Genomic DNA, 19,025 nt, shown 5'->3' with positions numbered 1-19,025 from the left:
TCTGTTGACAACGCGCGACGGCACGCCCATCATCTTCGTCAATTGATCGAGTCATTTGACTAACTACGCCGCGGCAGCCGCCAAGATCGAAAGGGCCGACGAATGGCCGAGATCATGACGTTCCCCGAAACATCCGTGAGGGAGGGCCCGGCCTTCGCCATCGTGATCGAGAACGACGCGAGTCCCCTCGTCCGGCTGATCGGCCGCACCTTGCGCGACTCCTCGCGAATCGGTCACGCGCACGAGGTCTTGGGCCGGTCCGGCGGCACCGTGGTGGTCCGCTCCCACGACACACCACAGTCCGCGACGATCGCGTTCCGCGGCGACACGATCGCGGTGACCGGCGGCGTGGTGAGCGAGCCCGACGCGACCGTCGTCGTCGACCTGCGGGCACGTTTCGCCGCCGCGCGGGAGTCCGCCGGTGATGTCGTCCTGGCCGCCGACACCTTGCGCGCGCTGACGCCGCCACTGCCGCACTGGCGTGCGGCCGCCCGGCATTTCTGGGCGGTGACAAGGGAAATCCCGGGTATCCCCGACGTCTTGATCGTCGACGCCGATGGCTCGGAGCGGCACCGGTTCGGCGACGGGGCGACCGAGTACCTGATGGCGGGACCGCCTGACCTGCTCGCCGGGGTCTTCAGCGGTGCGGACGATTTCGCCGCCTCCTTGGCGGCCGGGCTGCGGATCAAAGGCACGTTGTCGCAGATGTCGGTCATGACGGCCGCTTACTGGAAGGTCCGGTTCGATGTCTGATCCGCGCGCCGTGCGCCTCGAAGCGACGAACCACGACGGAAGCTTTCTCGGGAAGAACGTGTCGCTCGCGAAGTTCGCCGCGGGCAAGGAAACCGGCTTCGCCTTCGCCGACATCCTGTTCGCGATCGACCTCGGCAACGAGATCGTCCTCGGTGACGCTTTCCCGGACTGGCGCGGCAATCTCCACGACATCCAGATGATCCCCGACCTGACGACCCTCGTCGAATGGAAGCCGGGCCTGGATTCGGTCATCGGCGACTACTGGCTGAAGGACGGCACACCCGTGCCGATCTGCCCGCGGAACCTCGTGCGGAAGACGGTCGACCGGCTCGCGGCTCTCGGGTACACGGCGACGATCGCCGTGGAGATCGAAGCGACGCTTTTCGAGGAGTCCGTTCAGGAGGCGCGAAAACGCGGGTACCGGGAGCTGACGCCGTTGGGCGGCGCCGCGGGAGCCACGTACCACTTGGCGAGGTCCAAGGACTGGGTCGACTACATGGAAGCGGTCGTCGATCGCCTCGATCGGGTCGGCATCGCCTGGGAGGCGTGGACCGACGAGGCCGCCGCCGGCCAGACGGAACTGAACCTGGCGCCCGCGGATCCGATCACGCTGGCCGATTCCTGGGCGCGTACGCGGCAGGTGATGCGCGAGGTCGCCTTCGACCAGGGCCACACGGTGACCTTCATGGCCAAGCCGACGGCGGGCTACGGACAGGGCGCCCACATCAACCTGTCGCTCCAGAGCGACGGGGTGAACCGGTTCTTCGCCGAGGACGGCCCGTCCCGGCTGATGCGGCACGCGGTCGGCGGACTGCTGGCCACGATGGCGGGCAACACCTCGATCGCGTTGCCACAGATCACCTCGTACCGGCGGCTGGTGGACTTCACCGGACCGCCCACCGTCGTGAGCTGGGGCGTCAACAACAAGACGGCCGCGGTCCGGGCCATCACCGGCCATCCCCGGTACTCGCGGCTCGAATACCGCCTTCCCGGCGCCGACGTCAATCCCTACCTCGCGCTGGCCGGGGTGCTGGCCGGGGTTCTGGCGGGTGTCGAGCGGGAGATCGAGCCGCCGGAGCAGGTCACGGACATGGCGTGGTGCCTGCCCGAGGGAGCCGGGCCCGCCCGGATCCCCGACACGATGTCGAAAGCGGGTGCCGCCTTGGACGCCGATCCCCTTCTGCGCGAATACCTCGGCGACGAGTTCGTCGACTTCTGGGTCGCGTCACGACGCTGGGAGTGGATGGAGTTCCACACCAAGGGCGGCGACCCGTTCGCCGAACTCTCGCACTGGGAGTCCACTCGCTACTTCGAGTTCCCGTGAGCGCGCGTCCGATGATCGGCATCACCGGCAGGCGGTTCCGGCTTGAGCTGATCAAGGGAGCCGACGAGCGGTACGGCGACCGTTGTCTCGACAGCTACATGTCGGACTTCGCGAGCCGGATCGCGCAGGCCGGTGGTCTTCCGGTGTATCTCTCCTACGACACCGACGCGGCGGCGATCTGCCGTCGGCTGTCCGGAGTCGTGATCACCGGTGGGCAGGACGTCCATCCGGCGTTCTGGGGTGGCGACCCGGGTGTGGTCCGCGACGTCGATCCGAGAACCGATCCGATGGTCCACGACGCGGCCCGGGACGAGTACGAGATCGCGCTCGTCCGTGCCGCCCTGGACCAGGGGATTCCGGTGCTCGGTGTGTGCCGGGGGATGCAGGTGCTCAACGTCGCGCTCGGCGGCACCCTCGTCGCCGATCTGCCGTCCGGGCCCGTGAGCCACCTGTCGGCGGAGACCGCGCCGACCGACGGCACCGCGGATCACCTTGTGTCCTTTGAAAAGGGCTCGATCGCCGCCGGTCTGTTCGGTGAGCACGCGATGACCAACTCGTGGCACCACCAGGCCGTCGACCGCTGCGGCACCGGACTGGTCGTGACCGGACGGGCGAGCGATGGCGTGATCGAGTCGGTCGAACTCCCGGGCGCGCCGGTGCTCGGCGTCCAGTGGCACCCGGAATGGATGAAGAGCGAGGACCCGGCGATGACGTGGGTGGTCCAGGCCGCGGCGACGAGGCGAAGGAGCTTGCCATGACGGCGAAAGTGGCTTTCGGACAGCTCGGCGACGATCCCGCCGTCCCGACCCTGACGGAACTGCTGTCGCGGCGCGCGAAGGACTCGCCCGCGCGGGAATTCCTGCGGTTCGGGGAGCGGTCGTGGAGTTTCGCCGAGATCGACGACTGGACGTCCAGGCTGGCGCACCGGCTGATCGAGGTCGACGGCGTCCGGCCCGGCGAACGGGTCGCGATCATGCTCCCGAACGTCGTGCACTGGCCGGTGGCGTGGCTCGCCGTGCTGAAGGCGGGCGCGGTCGCCGTACCGATCAACTGTTCCTATCAGCGCGCGGATCTCGTCTTCGTCCTCCGGGATTCGGGCGCGCGTGTCGTGTGCACCGACGCCGAACGCTCGGTCCTGATCAGGGAGTCCACCGCCGGTGAGGACGTCCGCGTCCTCGATGTCGCCGACGACGGGGCGGAGTCGTTCCCGGCGACGCCTCCGCCGGTGACGATCGACGGCGGGGTGCTGGCGAATCTGCAGTACACGTCGGGCACGACCGGTTTCCCCAAGGCGTGCATGCTCACCCACGACTACTGGGTCCGGCTGGGCTGGATCTGCGCGGCGGCGACCGGGCTCGGGACCGACGATGTTCTTCTTACGGCGCAACCGTTCTCGTACATGGATCCACAGTGGAACACCGCGCTCGCCCTGACGGTCGGCGCCCCGTTGGTCGTGCTGCCCCGATTCTCCGCGTCGACCTTCATGGCGGACGTCCGGCGGCACCGCGCGACCTTCTTCTACGTCCTCGGGTCCATGCCGACGCTGCTGTTCAAACAGCCGCTTCGCCCCGAAGACCGCGACAACGACCTCCGGCTCGTCTTCTGTTCGGGAATCCCGAGCGGTCTTCACGCGGAACTGGAGGAGCGATGGGGCGCCCCGTGGCGCGAGGTCTACGGGATGACCGAGTCCGGGATCGACCTGTTCAGCCCGTTCGACGACCCCGGCGCCGTGGGAAGCGGGAGCTTGGGCAGTCCGGTGCCGACGAAACAGGTGCGTGTCGTCAGCCCCGACGGCACCGAATCGCCCGACGGCGAGCCCGGTGAGCTGATCATCGCGGGTACACCGATGATGAACGGCTACTGGAGCCGGCCGGAGGACACCGCCCGCGTGCTGCGGGACGGCTGGCTCCACACCGGGGATGTCGTCGTCCGCCAGGACCGAGGCATCCGGCTGGTCGGCCGGATCAAGGACATGGTCCGGCGCGGCGGCGAGAACGTCGCGAGCGTCGAGGTCGAAGCCGCCCTCGAACGGGACGATCTGGTGGTTTCGGCCGCCGTCGTCGCCGAACCCGACGAGATCTTCGGCGAGGAGGTCAAGGCGTTCGTGCGGCTGGCGGCCGGCGTGCCCGCGGTCCGGGCGACCGCCGAGCGGATCGTCGAGCGGGCGGGCAAGGAACTCGCGCGGTTCAAGGTGCCGCGCTATGTCGAGTTCGTCGCTGACTTCCCCCGAACGCCGTCCGAACGCGTTTCCAAACCGGCGCTCAGAGCGCGTGCCGCGGCCGATCCCGGCGTGACATACGACCTCGGTGCGCGACGGCCGAAGGGATTCCTCGACGTCGGCGTCGTCCGGGGCGTGGCGGTGGTGACCCTCCGGCGACCCGAGAAGCTCAACGCCATGGACGTCGCCACCCGGCTCCGGCTGGCGAGCGTCATCCGCGAGTTCGGCACGGGCGAGAGCGTGCGCGGGATCGTGCTCACCGGCGAGGGACGAGCCTTCTCCGCCGGCGAGGACCTTCAGAGCGCGCCGTCCACGGAAGCCGGGATGCGCGAGGCGTTCGCTAGTTTCCACGACATCACCCGGGCGATCCTGCAGACGCGGGTGCCCGTGATCGCGGCCGTCAACGGGATCGCGGTCGGGGGAGCCTCGGAGATCACCCTGTGCTGCGACGCCCGCATCGGAACCCCGGCGACGGAGTACTTCCAACCCGAAAACGGCCGGGGCATCACGATTTCGAACGCGTCCAGTGTGCTGCTGAGGCGGCTCGTCGGAAACCACGCGACGCGCCTGGTTCTCGGCTCTCCTCGTGTCCGGGCCGACGAAGCCCTGCGGATCGGCCTTCTGGACGAGATCGTCGAGCCCGGCGCCCTGATCGACCGCGCCGTCTGCACCGTCCTCGACTGGACTCCCGAGGGGAACACGACGGCCCTCCACCTCGCGCTCCTTCGCCCGCGGCCAGAGGACGTCGAAGCGGCCTTCGCCCGTGAGGACCTCGCCGCCGCCCAGACCTGGGAGAGCGGCGTCCTGAGCGCGGGCATCAAGAGCTTTCTGTCCACAAGATCCGAAAAGGAGACCTCGACGTGATCGAGACCCAGGCCGCCGTGCTGACGACTATCGGCGAACCACTCGAACTGACCGTCATCCGGGTGGACGACCCGGAGCCGCACGAGGTGCGTGTCGCGGTCACGAACGTGGGGCTGTGCCACAGCGATCTGCACTACATGACCGGAACGGTGCCGACCGGACTGCCGGTCGTGGTCGGCCACGAGGTGGCGGGCGTGGTCGAGGCGGTCGGTTCGCAGGTGTCCGGGCTGAGCCCCGGTGACCGCGTGGTCGGCGCGCTGACCCCGTCCTGCGGCCGGTGCGCGAACTGTGAAGCCGGGCGGTCGACCCAATGCCGTCGGCTGGAGGAAATCCGTCGCCGACCCAGGCCCGCGTTCCAGACCACGTCGGGCGAGCCGATCGAGCGGCTGGGCGACATCGGGGCGTTCTCCCGGCACGTCCTCATGCGTGAGAACTCGCTGGTGAAGCTTCCTGACGACGTCCCGCCGCACGTCGGCTGCCTGCTGGCCTGCTGTGTCGTCACCGGGGTCGGCGCCGTGTTCCGCGGCGCCAAGGTGCGCCCGGGCAGCACGGTCGCGGTCGTCGGCTGCGGCGGCGTCGGATCGGCCATCATCCAAGGAGCCAGGCTCGCCGGCGCCTCGGCGATCGTCGCGATCGACCTGGACGCCGACCGGCTCAAGGCCGCGCGGGACTACGGCGCCACCCATGTCGTCGACGGCGGGGACGGCGACCCGGTCGCGGAACTCCACCGCCTGCTCGGAGACGGGGTGGACTACTCCTTCGAAGCCGTCGGCTCGGCCCGCACCGCCGCGACGGCACTTGCCCTCGTGCGCCCGACCGGGACCGCGTGCCTGGTCGGGATCGCGCCCGGAGGCACCGAGCTCAGCGTCCCGGCGTCGGACTTCTTCTTCGAGGAGAAGCGGCTCATCGGTTCCTACATGGGCTCGGGGCAGGCGCGGCAGGACATCCTTCAGCTCGCCCTCCTGTACCGGCAGGGGCGCCTGCTGCTCGACGAGATGGTGACGCGCGTAATCCCCTTCGGCGAGATCAACCAGGGCTTCGAGGAGATGAAGTCCGGCGACGTGACCCGCATCGTCGTCGACCTCCGATCCTGACCAGGGAAGGAACGCGAAGATGAGCAACGAGATCGAGATTCCCCAGCCGGTGAACCACATCGCCGGCTCCTGGACCGCGTGCGAGACGGTCCGGGACACGTGGAACGTCGACCCCAACACGCGTGAGCGCGTCCACCGTTCCGTCACGACGGCGCCCGGCGACATCGAGCGCGCGCTGCGGCACGCGGAGTGCGTGTACGACCCCCGCCCATGGAACGAGGACGCTCGCCGTGAGCGCGCCGACCTGCTCGAGCGCGTCGCCGAGATCGTCGAGACCCGTGTCGAGGACATCGCCCGCACGGATTCGCTGACCAGCGGCACACCGATCGGCGTCACGCGCCAGGTCGCGGCCTTCCTGCCCGCGAGGATCCGCGCGTCGGCGGCGGATCTGGTGACCATCCCGCGGGTCACCGCGCTGGCGGCGGATGGCCGTGATGTCCGGCTCCACAAGGTGCCGTGGGGACCCGCCGCGATCCTCACGCCGTGGAACGGTCCGAGTTTCATCCCCGCGGCCAAGATCGCCAGTGCGGTGGCCGCGGGGTGCCCGGTCATCCTCAAGCCGTCGGAGCACGCGCCCGGCAGCGCGCAGATCGTCGTCGAGTGCTTCGTCGAGGCGGACCTGCCCAGCGGTGCGCTGCAACTCGTGCACGGCGGTGGCGACGTCGGCGCCAGACTGACCGCCGACCCCCGCGTCAAGATCGTCTCGTTCACCGGCGGGCCCGGTGCCGGACGCGCCATCGCACGGGCGGCCGCGGAGGATTTCAAGGTCCTGCAACTGGAACTCGGCGGCAACAACCCGGTGCTCGTGCTGGACGACGCCGATCTCGACGTCACCGCCGACGGGATCCTCGACGGGATGACCAAACTCAACGGTCAGTGGTGTGAGGGGCCGGGCAAGATCCTCGCTCACCGCAGCCTGGTCGCCCCGCTTCTCGAGGCGCTGACCGAGCGGATCTCCAAGCTCGTCGTCGGCCGCTCGCTCGACGAGGACGTCCAGCTCGGTCCGATCTCCAACGCCCCGCATTTTCGGACCCTTCAGAGCAGGCTCGAAGGGCTGCGCGACCTCGGGGCGACCCTGCACGGACCCGCTCGGCTGCCTGAGCTCGACGGCTACTTCCTGTCGCCGACCGTCGCCGTCGGCGCCGACCCCGCACAGGCCACCGCCGAGCTGTTCGGCCCGGTCGTTTCCTTGCACGCGGTGGATTCCGACGAAGAAGCGTTGCGTATCGCCAACGCCGATCCCTCGGGTCTCGACGCGTACGTGTTCGGCGCCGACACGGACCGCGCGATCGACGTCGGTGCGCGGATCTCGTCGGGCGAGGTGCGCGTCAACGGCGCGAAGGTCGTCGACCTGGGCGACGACTCGGCTCAGAGCTTCTGGGGTCCGGCCGGTATCGGTGGCCACGGGCCCGCCGAGTCGGTGCGCGTCTTCTGCGGCGACCGGGTCGTCGGGGTCGATTCGCCCGGCCTGCCGTTGTGATTCACCCGGTCACGAAGCGACGGGCGTGGATCCGAGCCGGGCCGCCAGCCAGCTGTCGAGGACCGACGTCGCGATCTCCATCTGCCCCTGCGCGGCGGCCCGATCCCCGTAGGTCAGCCAGTTCGCGGCGAAACCGTCGGCGAGGGCGGCGATGACGAAGGCGATCTCGTCGATGACCTCCGGTTCGACCGCGCCGGCTTCACCGAGCCGAAGGCGCACCGTCTCGAGAGCCTTGTCGTACACCGCGATACCGCGGTCTCCGTGCTGACGTCGCGCCCAGCTGATGAGCTCCACCGTCGCCGCGGTGAAGCTGATCGACTCGAGATAGCACTCCATGACTCCGCGCAGGAGCCGTCGAGCGGTCTCTTGCACGTCGCCGTGGGATTCGTCGTCCGCAAGTATGGCGCGGTACCTGCTCGCCACGAACTCGTAGACATCGGCGAAGAGGTCCTCTTTGGAGTCATAGCAGTAGTGCAGCATCGCCAGGTTCGCTTTGGCCTCCTCGGCGATCCGCCGGGTCGTCGCGCCCTCGATGCCGTAGGTCGCGATGACCTCCACCGCGGCTTTGATGAAGTCGCTGCGCCGTTGGGCGGCGGGGATCCGTGGCACGCAATCCTCCCGGTGCACGTAGTTGGACGCTTGATTAAGTCAACGCCAGCCTAGCAGCGGGGGCGTCGGCGGGAACTTGGTCAAGCGACTTGATCGGATGGCTAACTCTGACGTAGGCTATGAGCCGGATCACAAGTCGGCTCGATATCCGCATGTGCCGCCTTCGACGCGGAGTCGAAGGCATGAATCGAAGGAATCAAGGACGTGAAGGATCTGCTCTTCATGCTGGCCGATCTCTGGATGATCTTCGCCGGCTTCTGTTTCGGATGGAAGTTCATCCGGCGCTACAGGAATTATCTCCTCGGCCTGGAATGGATGATCGTCGCGACGTCGGGCTCGAACTTTCTCCTCTGGGCACTTCTCGGTGGTGACGAAGGAAGTCCGCTGTACGGCATCGCGTATTTCTTCGACGCCTTTTCGCGATCGGTCGGCATCACCCTCATCCTCGTCATGGGGCTGATGCGCGTGACGCATCGGTACAAGCCGTCCGTCGCGGTCGATGTCGGCGCGTTCGCCCTCGCCGCCGTCGCCGGGCTGTTCCTCCAGCAGTTCCGCGCCGATCAGCTGCACGTCGGTCCGGCGACGTTCTTCGTCGTCGTCAACGTGCTCACGACGGCTTTCCTCGCCTACTTCTCGTGGCGGCTCTGGCGTATCGGCGCCACGGTGCAGGCCGTGTGCGCGGCGCTGGTCACCATCGCCGGATCCGTCATCGCGATCACCTACGACTTCTTCCCGATCCCGGGCGACGACGTGCACCGGACGCTTTTCTACAGCGCGGCGCTGGCCACCTGGGGATTCCAGATGTTCGTGTACTACTTCGCCTATCGCGCCCTGCACGAACACAACGTGGCGGCGGGATTCGAAAAGGAGCCGAGTGCCGCGGCGCTGTCCGGGCGTGTGCGATGAAGACCGACAACGTCCACTACGACACCTTCAGCGGCTGGGTCGATCCGCCCGCGGATGTCCGGCCTTCGCTGACCGGTGACCTCACCTGCGATGTCGCGGTGGTCGGCGGCGGACTCGGCGGCATGTCGACGGCGTTGCGGCTGACCGAACGAGGCCGGGACGTGGTGCTGCTGGAGGCGGAATTCTGCGGGCACGGCGCCAGTTCGCGCAACGCTGGCCAGCTGGCGGGCGCTCCGGGAGGCGACCTCCAGCTCCTGAATCTGTTCCACCGCAAGAAGATGCCCGGCATGATCCGGCTGGCCGAGCATGCCGCGCACCACGTCGAGGACCTCATCGAGAAGCACGACATCGACTGCGGCTACGAGCAGACGGGCAACGTCTTCGCGGCGGTTTCGCGTGGGCAGCTGGGCCGGGTGCGCCGGGTGGCGAAGCTCCTGCGGCGGGCCGGGGGCGACGTGGAACTGGGCACGAGCGAAGGACTCGGGATCCCGCACGGTTTCCTCGGCGGGATGCGGGAAAACGTCGGCGGGATCATGAATCCCGGTCTGTTCACCGCGGGGGTGCGTCGCGCGCTGCTCCGCACTCCGGCGCAGGTCTTCGAACGGACGAAGGTCACCGACGTCGCACGCGGTCGCGGTCGGGTGGTCATCACCACCGCCCGAGGTCAAGTGCGGGCGAACAAGGTGGTGCTGGCGACGAACGCGTACGCGGGGGAGTGGGACGTCACCCCTCGCCGGCTTTCCGTGCCCATCTGGGTCGCCGAAGCGGAGACCGGGCCCATCGACCCCGCCCGGCTGGCGGCCTTGGGCTGGACCAGTCGCTCGGGGCTGGTCACCCAGCACAACATCATGGAGAACTACCGCCTGACGCCACGCGGCACCATCGTCTTCGGTGTCCGGCGGCTCGAACGCGGCAGGACGTATCCACTCCCGCCGAAGAAGCCGGACCCCGCGCTCGTCGAGGAACTCGCCCGAGCGTTCGCGAGCCGGTTCCCGGCCCTTTCCGACGTCGCGATCGACCGCGCGTGGGGAGGATGGATCGCGATCACCTCGTCGTGGCTACCCCTCGCCGGACAGCTCGACGAGAGCACCTACTACTCGATCGCCTGCAACGGCCACGGTCTGGCCCAGGCGCCCTATGTCGGCTCGCTCATCGCCGACCTGATCGTCGACGGCGAGCGCCACGAGGACTTGGCGGCGCTGTGGGTGGAGAAGGCCGAGTTTCCGCGCCCGATGATGATGGGCCCGCTGGGGCTGCGCACCATCTGGGCCGTCGACCGGTTCAACGATTTCGTGAACGGGAGCCGGCGCAACGCCCGGAGAGGTCAGCGCCGGAGCGCTCGATAGCGCTTGAGCAAGGCGGTGATCCGCACCGGGTCCGCGGCGTCGTTCAACTCGGCGAGCAGATCGTCGGGGCACAACTCGTAATGGTCGCCCCACCATCGCCGCCCCTTGTTGTCCCAGATCCTGTATCCGCCGGGCACTCCTCTTGCCACGTATCGCCGCTTCGACAATCAGCCACCTCCTCCGCCACAGGATGGCACCAGCCGCCGCTCTCCTCAATGATAAGCATGTGCGTATCATAAGCGTGTCGCAGCCATCTCGGGCTGGGACGACGTGAGGAGCGAGCATGATCAGAGGTAAGTGGATGCCCGGCCATGCCGCGGACTTCTCCGGAGACATGCTGGTCAGCGTCACCGCGTTGACGCTCGACGACTTCCGGAGCACACCGGGTGCTTACCGGGCGGGCTACGTGCTCAGCCGCGAGTGGCCCCGGCTGCCCGGCGCGGTCGGCCAATGGCTGTGGGCGGAGCCGCTTCGCCGGCGGCTGGGCTCGGTTTCGGTGTGGCGCGACCACGAGGGCTTGCGTGGGTTCGTCGGCTTGCCCGCCCACGTGGCGATCATGCGGAAGTACCGCGACCTCGGCACCACCCGCGCCACCACCTGGCGCACCGCCGACCTCGATTCGCGGGCCATCTGGCGAAAAGCGGAGCAGTGGCTGGGGGAGCAGTGAGGTTACGAACCGCCGCCGGGAACGGTGCCCCGGTTCGACAGCGGCGCGGCCCGGTCGGCCAGCGGGCCACCGGCGTGCAGAAGTGTCTCCAGTGATCGCAGCGGCTCGGGAAGGACGGTGTACCAGCTCCAGGTGCCGCGTCGCTCCCGATCGAGGATGCCCGCCGCGACCAGAACGCGGAGATGATGACTCAGCGACGGCTGCGGCATGTCGAACTCTTCGGCGAGATCGCAGAAGCAGGCCTCGCCGCCGGGTGAGAAGCGGACCAGCGACAGCAGTCTGATCCGGACCGGATCCGAGAGGGCCTTGAACAACTTCGCGGCCTGCTCGGCCTCGTCCTGGGCGATGACCGCCGCGGGCTCGGCCATCAGCAGTGTGATGGGCACCGGTTTCCGGCCGCGCCCGTTCTCCGTCGCCACGTGCCCTCCTCGGTCCGGGTGACCTTCGACGGCGAGCGTACCCGGTGGATTGACAAATATCGATGCAAGCTCTTGAATCTGGATTCGCAGATTTCGATCCAGTCCACCATCGAGAGGACTCCGCCGATGGCCCGCACACCCGAGGTGCTGTTCGTCTGCGTGCACAACGCCGGTCGTTCGCAGATGGCCGCGGCGTTGCTGCAGCACTACTCGCTCGGCCGTATCGCCGTCCGGTCGGCCGGTTCGGAGCCGGCCGGGACGGTGAACCCGGCCGCGGCCGCGGCGCTCGCGGAGTGGGGCTTGGACATCACCGCCGAGGTGCCGAGCAAGCTGTCCACCGAGGACGTCGAGGCATCCGATGTGGTGATCACCATGGGCTGCGGAGACACCTGTCCGGTGTTTCCCGGAAAGCGGTACCTGGACTGGCCCCTTGAAGACCCGGCGGGGCAGGGCGTGGACGCCGTCCGTCCGATCCGGGACGAGATCGACCGCCGCGTCCGTGGCCTGGTCGCCGAAATCCTCGACGCCTGAACGACTTCCCGGAGCCTGGAGGCCCCAACGTGACGCTTGCCGCCGATGAACCCGACGTCCTGCGCCAACTGTCCTTTCTGGACCGTTATCTGCCGGCTTGGATCATTGGCGCGATGGGTGTCGGGCTGCTGCTGGGCAGCGTGATTCCCGGTCTGCGGGAGGTGCTGGACGCGGTGAAGATCGGGCAGGTGTCGCTGCCGATCGCGCTCGGGCTGTTGCTGATGATGTACCCGGTGCTGGCGAAGGTCCGCTACGACCGGCTCGGCGCGGTGACCAAGGACCGGCGCACGATGGTGCTTTCCTTGGTGCTGAACTGGATTCTCGGCCCGGCGCTGATGTTCGCGCTAGCCTGGCTGATGCTGCCGGACCTTCCCGAATACCGGACCGGCCTGATCATCGTCGGTCTCGCCCGGTGCATCGCGATGGTGATCATCTGGAACGACCTCGCCTGCGGTGATCGCGAGGCCGCGGCGGTGCTGGTCGCGGTGAACTCGGTCTTCCAGGTGCTGATGTTCGGGGTGCTCGGCTGGTTCTACCTGGACCTGCTGCCCGGCTGGCTCGGTCTGGACACCTCGAGCGTCGACTTCTCGCCGTGGGAAATCGCGCTCAGCGTCGTCGTTTTCCTCGGGATCCCGCTCGCCGCGGGGTATCTGTCCCGCCGTGCGGGGGAGCGAAACAAGGGCCGTGACTGGTACGAGGGCACGTTCCTGCCGAAGATCGGCCCGGTCGCGTTGTACGGCCTGTTGTTCACCATCGTGATCCTGTTCGCCCTGCAAGGGGAGACCATCACGTCCCGGCCTCTCGACGTCGCCCGGATCGCCTTGCCGCTGCTTGCCTACTTCGCCGTCATGTGGACCAGCGGATATCTGCTGGGCAAGGCGTCCGGGCTGTCCTACGAACGCACCACGACACTGGCGTTCACCGCCGCGGGCAACAACTTCGAACTCGCGATCGCCGTCACCATCGGCGTTTTCGGCGTGACGTCGGGTCAGGCGCTCGCCGGGGTCGTCGGACCGTTGATCGAGGTCCCGGTGCTGGTCGCCCTCGTGTACGTGAGTCTCCGGCTGCGGAAACGCTGGAGCACGAAAGTCCCGGCGGAATGAGCGGAACCGCGGGTGGTGATCATGACGGCGTCAGAACTTCCGCCTCCGCCGTAGCGCAGCATCCCCCGGACGGCGCGTCGTCCGGCTCGTCGAACAGTCCGGCGCCGCCGCATACGCCGGTTTCGGCCATGCGCAATTCGATGCGCGTCGCCGCTTCGTGGTCACCGGCGAGTTCGGCGGCGATGCTGCGGACCTGTTCGTAACCGGTCATGGCGAGGAACGTCGGCGCTCGGCCATAGCTCTTCATCCCGGCCAGGTAGAAGTTCTTCTCCGGGTGGGCGAGTTCCTTCGCGCCGTGCGGGTAGACGGTTCCGCAGGAATGCACGTTCGGATCGATCAGCGGCGCGAGTGCGACCGGTGCCTGCAGAGCCGGGTCCAGGTCCAGCCGGAGCTCCGACAACCAGGTCAGGTCCGGTCGGAACCCGGACAGCGTCACCACTTCGTCGACGTGCTCGATCCGCTTTCCCGCGGAGGAGATCAGCGTGAGCCTCCCCGCGTCGTCGCGTTCGAGCGCTTCTGTGCGGAACCCGGTCACGACGTCGATCAGCCCGGATTTCACGGCCTCCTGAGCCCGCAGGCCGAGCGCGCCCCGTGCCGGGAGCTGGTCGGCGTCGCCACCGCCGAAGGTGTTGCCGACCGACCCGCGGCGCAACACCCAGCTGATCCGCGTACCGGGCGCGTCCTTCGCGAGTCCGGACAACGCGACCAGCGCGGTCAGCGCCGAGTGCCCGCTCCCCGCGACCGCCACGTGTCCTCCCGCGTACCGGGTCCGCACCGCCGGGTCGCCCAGATCCGGCACACGGTAGGCGATCCGGTCCGCCGCCGCTCGTTCGCCGATGGCGGGAAGTCCTTCCCCGCCAAGGGGATTCGGCGTCGACCAGGTTCCCGAAGCGTCGATCACGGCCCGTGCCGCGATCCGTTCCTCCGTGCCGTCGGCGCGGACGTGCACGGTGAACGGCTCGTCGTCGCGGCCGCTGTCCACGACCCGATCGCGGCCGCGACGGGCGACCCCGATCACCTCGGCGCCGAATCGCACCCGATCGTCGAGCGCCGTCGCCAGTGGCCGCAGATAACGCTCGGCCCACTCCCAACCCGTCGGATACGTCTCGCCATCGGGTCGCGTCCAGCCGGTGCCCTGCAGCAACCGCCCGGCCGCCGGAGCCACGAGCTCGGACCACGATGAGAACAACCGCACGTGATTCCACTCGGCCACTCCCGCACCGGCCCCCGCGCCGCGTTCCAGCACCAGCGGCTCGAAACCCCGCTCCACCAGCTCGGCGGCCGCCGCCAACCCCACCGGTCCCGCGCCGATCACCACGACAGGCAGCTCGTTCATCCCCATGCACCTTTCATCGATCTGTCTCGATTGAAGGGAATGTATCGACCGGCGTCGATTGACGCAACCATCGATTTCGGTCGATACTGGGCGGCATGACCACGGTTGTGCCCGTTCTCCTGCCCGAGCATGAAGCCGCGACTTACGCCGGCTGGTTCGCCTGTCTCGCCGAGCCCATGCGGGTCAAACTCCTGCACGCGGTCGCGACCTCGCCGCGTGGCCTGACCGTCGGCGCGCTCACGGAGATCCTCGGAACCAGCCAGTCGACGTGCTCCCATCACGTCCGAAAACTGGCCGAGGTCGGCTTCCTGCACCTGCGCAAGGAAGGCACGGCCACGGTCGTGACGATCAACCAGGCCTGCTGCAGCGGGCTGCCGCACGCCGCCGACGCCGTGATGGGCCTGCTCGCCCCGCGTCCCTGCTGCCCGGAGAACCTGCCGGAAGACGTCATCGTCCGCGCGCTGCGCGAGGAGGACCGTGACTCGGTCCGCCGGATCTGGAGTGAAGGAATCGCCACATTCGACGCCGAGGTCCTCAGCCGCGAAACCTCTGGCCACCGATGGGTCGCCGAGATCGATGGCGAAGTCGTCGGCTGGACGGTCGCCGTTCCGGTTTCGGAACGCGAGTGCTATCGGGGAGTCGCCGAGACATCGGTCCATGTCGCTGAAAGCCACCGTGGCCGCGGCGTGGGTAAAGCCTTGATGCACAAGCAAGTCACGGAAGCCGACGCGGCCGGGCTCTGGACACTGCAGACGTCGCTCTTCACCGATGACCGCGCCTCCATCGCCCTGCACCAGAGTGCCGGCTATCGCACCGTCGGCATCCGCGAGCGCATCGTCCGACGCGATGGCGCTTGGCGGGACGCCGTCTTCCTGGAACGCCGCGGTCCGGTCACCGCCTAGAGGCCGAGTCGCTTTTCTGGATCAGGTTCGCGGCAGGGTTCCAACGCTGCCTGGACTCCAATTCCGCGGGCAGCGTGTACACGCATGTTTGCCAAAATGGGAACAATCATCAGAAGTGGAACAACTACGCTCCCGGAAAGTTCAAGAACAAGGCGTCCGGGCTGTGTCTCGCAGCCGGAACGTCGTCGGTTTTCGCCGGGTCCTGTGAGGCCAATGTCAGCGACTGGCGGACGTCGTCCACGACGAACAAGTACTTCACCAACGTGTCGACCGGGCTCTGCCTGCACAACAGCGGCGGTCAGGCGGAAGCCGTCGGGCTGCGGGTCTGCCGCGCGGGAACCGTGCTGTGGACGGTGACGAAGCTGCGGAGCTGATTCGAAGCCGCGGAGCGACAAACGCCTGGCTCGCCGACGCCGATCCCTTCTTCAGCAAGGGATGGTGCACGGCGAGCCGGGCGTGACAGCGTTCCGCGCGTTAGGGCGCAAGCCGCCCGGTCTGAGGATCGAAGCAGATCAGCCCCAGCGCCTGGGCGCGTTCGACGGCGAACTCCGTGGCTTCCTCGTACTTGCTGTAGACAACGCCGAAGTAGAACAGCGGGCCGCTGGCGTTGTCGATCAATGGTCCGTCCGACCAAGGGATGTCGTCTTCGTCGTCCTCGGCGTCCGAGTCGAGATCGGGCCAGCGTGCCAGTAGCTGGCTGATGTACTGCTGGATCAAGGTGGACGCTCGAATCCGCCTTCGTCCTCCCGGGTACTCGGTGCGGAGACGCGCGAACGCCGCTTGCGCCGCATTGTCGTCGATGGGGCGTGGACCTTCCCAGACCGCGAGGTGATAGCTCATCGGAAGACGATGTCACACGCTTTCGTTCACAAGGTCCTCTGCTGTGCCACGTCGAGCACGCTCAGGAAGCGCGTGTACGACTCGTCCACCCCGATGCCGGTCGTATCGAGTCGGATCGCATGCGGGCGTTCGGCCAGGTACTCGACGAAGTGACCCTGGATCCTGTCGAGCAGGTCGGAACCGGGATCGTCCAGCATCATCTGGAGCTGTGCCTCGACATCGTTGGCCGGACGCTTCTCGCGCAGGCGTTGCAGATGTTCGTGGTCGTCGACGAGGAGGGCGACCTCGACGTAAGTGGCTCCGGTGGTGAGGGCTACCGCTTCGAAGGCCGGGTCCGGGTCGCGGTCGTGAACGGTCACAAGTTGCGGGACGATCACGTCGTGTCCGTCGCGAAGATGACGTGCGGCCATGTCCCGTCCGTGGCCGCGGGCGATCTCCAAGGCCCCGAAGAAGTTCTCTTTCCAACCGCCGATCAACCCCGTGAGCACGTCCAGGTCGAGGGCGAGCGTTCCTGGGTGCTCGTCGGCGTAACGGCGGGCGAGGGTGGACTTTCCCACGCGTGAGAGACCATTGATGTGGATCAGACGCGCCATGAGTCGACCCTATGTCCTGGCTCCGGTCGGTGGCTGGTCGGTCGATCTATGATCACCGTATGCACGTGCTCGGGCCAACCGATCCTCTTCCTCGGTGGCCGGTCCGACGGGTCGCGGTGGCGGGCCCCGCGGGATCGGGCAAATCGACTCTCGCGCGAACGCTGTGCGAGCGCATGGGCGTGGCGTATGTCGAGTTCGAGTCCTTCTACCACGGTCCTGGTTGGACGGTCCGGGAGACGTGGCAGGCCGACGTTTTGCGGTTCCTCGACAAGGATGTCTGGGCGATCGAGTGGCAGGGCGAACAGGTCCGGGAGCACATGACGGCACGGCTCGACGTGTTGGTGTGGCTCGATCATCCGCGTGCCTTGGCCACGACTCGCGTCGTCGTTCGCACGCTTCAACGTCGTGTCGGGCGGGGTTCGAAGATCGCCGGGGGAAACGTCGAGGGCCCGCTGCACACGTTCTTCACCGACCCGCAGCACATCGTCAAGATCGCGTGGCGCCACCACCCGATCATGCGCGCGCGGGTCCGCAAGGTGATCGACGAGAATCGCCACCCCGAGCTCGTCGTCGTCCGGCTGCGTGGCCAACGGCAGGTCGATCAGTGGCTTCGAGGGCCGTTCGATCAGAGCACAGTGTGAACCGGAACGGTGGCTACGGCACGGCGGGCTGAGTTCCGGGGACTCCGGCGCTCAGTGCCAAGGCCGCGGCTTCACCTCGCGAGGTGACGTTCAGCTTCTTCAAGAGGCCCGCGACGTGGAATTTGACCGTGCTTTCGGTGATGCCGAGCGCGGCGGCGATGGACTTGTTGCGTTGTCCTTGCGCCACAAGCCGGAGCACTTCGAGTTCGCGCGGGTTGAGGTCCGCCAGCTGAGTTTCGTCGACCCGGCCTGAGGTCGGCTCGAACGGGAGGTCGACGGTGACGCGGCTGCCCCAGCCGGGGACGGCGTCGATCTCGACGGTGGCGCCCAGCGTTTTCGCACGTCCGTCGAGCTGCGCTCGCAGACCCTGGACGTCGAGGTTCCCGGATTCCTGGTCCCGGATATCGAGATGCAGCGCGGTGCTGTCGCTCGACCAGGCGATGCGGAGGCGGGTCAAGTCCGGCTGGCCGGTGAAGGCCAGGACCGCCGCACACGTCATCGCCCTGGCGGCATGGGCGACCTCGCCCGGCACCGGCTGCCCGTTCTTCGCCGGGGCCGTGAACTCCAGTTCCGCGTCGTGATGGCGCAGCATCTGCCGGATTTCCCGCCGTAGCCTGCCGAACGCGGCATGCGCGGGCTCTTCGGATTGCGCGAGATCGGTTTCCCGAGCGGATCGGAGCGCGACCAGTGCGGCCGAGGCGGAGTCGGTCGCCGCGAGCCGGGCGCGGTGGTCGTCCAGCCGGGCGGACCGCAGGGTGGTGAGGATCGTGACGAGCGCGGTTTCGTGTGCCGCGGCCATTTCGGTGATCGTCCGGGCGCGTTCGCTGGAGGCCGCGCGGGATTCGGCGAGATAGTCGGGGCTGGCCTGGGTCACCTGCTGGCGGATCGAGGTCGCGACGATGCCGAAGACCTCGGCCAGCACAGCGGGTTGCGGGAAGCGGGTACGGCTCGACCGGGGGACGAGGACGAGCAGGGTGCCGATCGGGTCCTGCACGGCCCAGACCGTCCGGGTGCTGCCGCCGAGGGCGGCCGTCGTGGTCAGCTGATGGCCGGCGGGCACACTCGCTTTGAGCGCTTCGAGTTCGGCGATGGTGACCTTGTCGGTGATCTCCCCGGCACCGGTGACCTTGCGAGGCCGCCCGGTGCACTCACGGGTGAAGATGACCAGGGCCTGGTGCGGCCAGCCGTCGGCGAGGAACCGCGAGAACCGGTCGGCGATTTCGCGCAGCGGGCCCTCGATGACGTCGCGCAGTGCGGTCAGGTCGGCGCAGTCGGGCATCGGATGAGCCTAGCCGCCGGCTCGCCTGGTCGAAAGGACAGGATCCACTGGACCGATGGCCAGGTCGCTGCCGCCTGCTTCCGGCCTAACCTCACGTGAAGCATGCGCTCATGTGCATGC

21 protein-coding genes are annotated in these 19,025 nt (G+C 68.1%); 14 read left to right on the top strand and 7 right to left on the bottom strand.

Annotated elements, in window-relative coordinates; translation table 11 throughout:
- The first annotated feature begins 102 nt into the window (after nt 1-102).
- From ED92_RS17475 to ED92_RS17450, 6 genes are read left to right on the top strand one after another with little or no spacing between them, the layout of a single operon-like run.
- On the top strand, nt 103-753 hold the full coding sequence (locus ED92_RS17475; protein WP_037339228.1) for a hypothetical protein: 651 nt from the start codon (nt 103-105) through the stop codon (nt 751-753).
- Nucleotides 746-2,077, top strand: coding sequence for a glutamine synthetase family protein (locus ED92_RS17470; protein ID WP_037339225.1), 1,332 nt, complete (start codon nt 746-748; stop codon nt 2,075-2,077). Before ED92_RS17475 ends, ED92_RS17470 begins: the two co-directional genes overlap by 8 nt.
- Nucleotides 2,074-2,835, top strand: a complete 762-nt coding sequence (locus tag ED92_RS17465; RefSeq protein ID WP_037339222.1) for a gamma-glutamyl-gamma-aminobutyrate hydrolase family protein — start codon at nt 2,074-2,076, stop codon at nt 2,833-2,835. Before ED92_RS17470 ends, ED92_RS17465 begins: the two co-directional genes overlap by 4 nt.
- The gene (locus ED92_RS17460) at nt 2,832-5,159 is read left to right on the top strand and encodes an AMP-binding protein (protein WP_037339219.1); all 2,328 of its coding nucleotides are present in this window, start codon (nt 2,832-2,834) and stop codon (nt 5,157-5,159) included. The genes ED92_RS17465 and ED92_RS17460 overlap by 4 nt, the downstream gene beginning before the upstream one ends.
- Entirely contained in the window at nt 5,156-6,253 is a 1,098-nt protein-coding gene (locus ED92_RS17455) for a zinc-binding dehydrogenase (protein ID WP_037339216.1), read from the top strand. Before ED92_RS17460 ends, ED92_RS17455 begins: the two co-directional genes overlap by 4 nt.
- Nucleotides 6,254-6,272: 19 nt before the next feature.
- A complete protein-coding gene (locus ED92_RS17450; protein WP_037339213.1) occupies nt 6,273-7,733 on the top strand; it encodes an aldehyde dehydrogenase in 1,461 nt (486 codons plus the stop codon).
- Between the two features lie 9 nt (nt 7,734-7,742).
- Here ED92_RS17450 and ED92_RS17445 read toward each other — a convergent pair whose 3' ends face one another.
- On the bottom strand, nt 7,743-8,342 hold the full coding sequence (locus ED92_RS17445; RefSeq protein WP_037339210.1) for a TetR/AcrR family transcriptional regulator: 600 nt from the start codon (nt 8,340-8,342) through the stop codon (nt 7,743-7,745).
- A 204-nt stretch (nt 8,343-8,546) separates the two neighbouring features.
- Here ED92_RS17445 and ED92_RS17440 point away from each other — a divergent pair, with 204 nt between their 5' ends.
- Nucleotides 8,547-9,248, top strand: coding sequence for a transporter (locus tag ED92_RS17440; RefSeq protein WP_081975830.1), 702 nt, complete (start codon nt 8,547-8,549; stop codon nt 9,246-9,248).
- Entirely contained in the window at nt 9,245-10,594 is a 1,350-nt protein-coding gene (locus ED92_RS17435; RefSeq protein WP_037339207.1) for an FAD-binding oxidoreductase, read from the top strand. The genes ED92_RS17440 and ED92_RS17435 overlap by 4 nt, the downstream gene beginning before the upstream one ends.
- Here the strand turns inward: ED92_RS17435 and ED92_RS17430 are convergent.
- Nucleotides 10,573-10,761 (bottom strand): hypothetical protein, encoded by a 189-nt coding sequence (locus tag ED92_RS17430; RefSeq protein WP_037339205.1) that lies wholly within the window; start codon nt 10,759-10,761, stop codon nt 10,573-10,575. The two genes, ED92_RS17435 and ED92_RS17430, sit on opposite strands and share 22 nt — an antisense overlap.
- 116 nt (nt 10,762-10,877) lie before the next feature.
- On the opposite strand from ED92_RS17430, the gene ED92_RS17425 reads away from it, so the two are divergent.
- Nucleotides 10,878-11,261, top strand: coding sequence for a hypothetical protein (locus ED92_RS17425; RefSeq protein ID WP_037339202.1), 384 nt, complete (start codon nt 10,878-10,880; stop codon nt 11,259-11,261).
- Between the two features lie 2 nt (nt 11,262-11,263).
- On the opposite strand, the gene ED92_RS17420 is transcribed toward ED92_RS17425, so the two are convergent.
- Nucleotides 11,264-11,680: a helix-turn-helix transcriptional regulator gene (locus ED92_RS17420; protein WP_200882713.1), complete on the bottom strand. Its 417-nt coding sequence runs from the start codon at nt 11,678-11,680 to the stop codon at nt 11,264-11,266.
- 126 nt (nt 11,681-11,806) lie between these two features.
- Between ED92_RS17420 and ED92_RS17415 the strand changes: the two genes are divergently transcribed.
- Together ED92_RS17415 and arsB are read left to right on the top strand one after the other, a co-directional pair.
- A complete protein-coding gene (locus ED92_RS17415; RefSeq protein ID WP_037340261.1) occupies nt 11,807-12,211 on the top strand; it encodes an arsenate reductase ArsC in 405 nt (134 codons plus the stop codon).
- Nucleotides 12,212-12,240: 29 nt separating this feature from the next.
- Complete coding sequence (gene arsB, locus ED92_RS17410; protein ID WP_037339200.1) at nt 12,241-13,314, top strand: ACR3 family arsenite efflux transporter; 1,074 nt, start codon at nt 12,241-12,243, stop codon at nt 13,312-13,314.
- Nucleotides 13,315-13,333: 19 nt separating this feature from the next.
- Here the strand turns inward: arsB and ED92_RS17405 are convergent, their stop codons facing one another.
- A complete protein-coding gene (locus ED92_RS17405; protein WP_037340260.1) occupies nt 13,334-14,650 on the bottom strand; it encodes an NAD(P)-binding domain-containing protein in 1,317 nt (438 codons plus the stop codon).
- 95 nt (nt 14,651-14,745) lie between these two features.
- Between ED92_RS17405 and ED92_RS17400 the strand changes: the two genes are divergently transcribed.
- Nucleotides 14,746-15,552, top strand: coding sequence for a GNAT family N-acetyltransferase (locus ED92_RS17400; protein WP_037339197.1), 807 nt, complete (start codon nt 14,746-14,748; stop codon nt 15,550-15,552).
- A 74-nt stretch (nt 15,553-15,626) separates the two neighbouring features.
- Complete coding sequence (locus ED92_RS43155; protein WP_037339194.1) at nt 15,627-15,926, top strand: ricin-type beta-trefoil lectin domain protein; 300 nt, start codon at nt 15,627-15,629, stop codon at nt 15,924-15,926.
- Between the two features lie 100 nt (nt 15,927-16,026).
- On the opposite strand, the gene ED92_RS17390 is transcribed toward ED92_RS43155, so the two are convergent.
- Nucleotides 16,027-16,392 carry a hypothetical protein gene (locus tag ED92_RS17390; RefSeq protein ID WP_037339192.1) on the bottom strand — a complete coding sequence of 122 codons (366 nt, stop codon included), beginning with the start codon at nt 16,390-16,392 and terminating at the stop codon, nt 16,027-16,029.
- 26 nt (nt 16,393-16,418) lie between these two features.
- A complete protein-coding gene (locus ED92_RS17385) occupies nt 16,419-16,985 on the bottom strand; it encodes an AAA family ATPase (RefSeq protein WP_052120642.1) in 567 nt (188 codons plus the stop codon).
- A gap of 59 nt (nt 16,986-17,044) precedes the next feature.
- Here ED92_RS17385 and ED92_RS17380 point away from each other — a divergent pair, with 59 nt between their 5' ends.
- Nucleotides 17,045-17,626, top strand: a complete 582-nt coding sequence (locus tag ED92_RS17380) for a (d)CMP kinase (protein WP_037339189.1) — start codon at nt 17,045-17,047, stop codon at nt 17,624-17,626.
- A 13-nt stretch (nt 17,627-17,639) separates the two neighbouring features.
- Here ED92_RS17380 and ED92_RS17375 read toward each other — a convergent pair whose 3' ends face one another.
- Nucleotides 17,640-18,905 carry a helix-turn-helix transcriptional regulator gene (locus ED92_RS17375; RefSeq protein WP_037339186.1) on the bottom strand — a complete coding sequence of 422 codons (1,266 nt, stop codon included), beginning with the start codon at nt 18,903-18,905 and terminating at the stop codon, nt 17,640-17,642.
- Nucleotides 18,906-19,025: the final 120 nt, after the last annotated feature.

The organism is Amycolatopsis sp. MJM2582, assembly GCF_000754115.1.
GTDB lineage: Bacteria > Actinomycetota > Actinomycetes > Mycobacteriales > Pseudonocardiaceae > Amycolatopsis > Amycolatopsis japonica.
The sequence above is the reverse complement of the archived record's forward strand: the minus strand, read 5'-3'. Positions and strand labels throughout refer to the sequence as shown.

Bases quoted from the DNA above. Each gene is read 5' to 3' on its own strand.
- ED92_RS17475 (WP_037339228.1), top strand. From the start codon at position 103: ATGGCCGAGATCATGACGTTCCCCGAAACATCCGTGAGGGAGGGCCCG.
- ED92_RS17470 (WP_037339225.1), top strand. From the start codon at position 746: ATGTCTGATCCGCGCGCCGTGCGCCTCGAAGCGACGAACCACGACGGA.
- ED92_RS17460 (WP_037339219.1), top strand. From the start codon at position 2,832: ATGACGGCGAAAGTGGCTTTCGGACAGCTCGGCGACGATCCCGCCGTC.
- ED92_RS17450 (WP_037339213.1), top strand. From the start codon at position 6,273: ATGAGCAACGAGATCGAGATTCCCCAGCCGGTGAACCACATCGCCGGC.
- ED92_RS17435 (WP_037339207.1), top strand. From the start codon at position 9,245: ATGAAGACCGACAACGTCCACTACGACACCTTCAGCGGCTGGGTCGAT.
- ED92_RS17425 (WP_037339202.1), top strand. From the start codon at position 10,878: ATGATCAGAGGTAAGTGGATGCCCGGCCATGCCGCGGACTTCTCCGGA.
- ED92_RS17415 (WP_037340261.1), top strand. From the start codon at position 11,807: ATGGCCCGCACACCCGAGGTGCTGTTCGTCTGCGTGCACAACGCCGGT.
- ED92_RS17405 (WP_037340260.1), bottom strand. From the start codon at position 14,650: ATGAACGAGCTGCCTGTCGTGGTGATCGGCGCGGGACCGGTGGGGTTG.
- ED92_RS17400 (WP_037339197.1), top strand. From the start codon at position 14,746: ATGACCACGGTTGTGCCCGTTCTCCTGCCCGAGCATGAAGCCGCGACT.
- ED92_RS17390 (WP_037339192.1), bottom strand. From the start codon at position 16,392: ATGAGCTATCACCTCGCGGTCTGGGAAGGTCCACGCCCCATCGACGAC.
- ED92_RS17385 (WP_052120642.1), bottom strand. From the start codon at position 16,985: ATGGCGCGTCTGATCCACATCAATGGTCTCTCACGCGTGGGAAAGTCC.
- ED92_RS17380 (WP_037339189.1), top strand. From the start codon at position 17,045: ATGCACGTGCTCGGGCCAACCGATCCTCTTCCTCGGTGGCCGGTCCGA.
- ED92_RS17375 (WP_037339186.1), bottom strand. From the start codon at position 18,905: ATGCCCGACTGCGCCGACCTGACCGCACTGCGCGACGTCATCGAGGGC.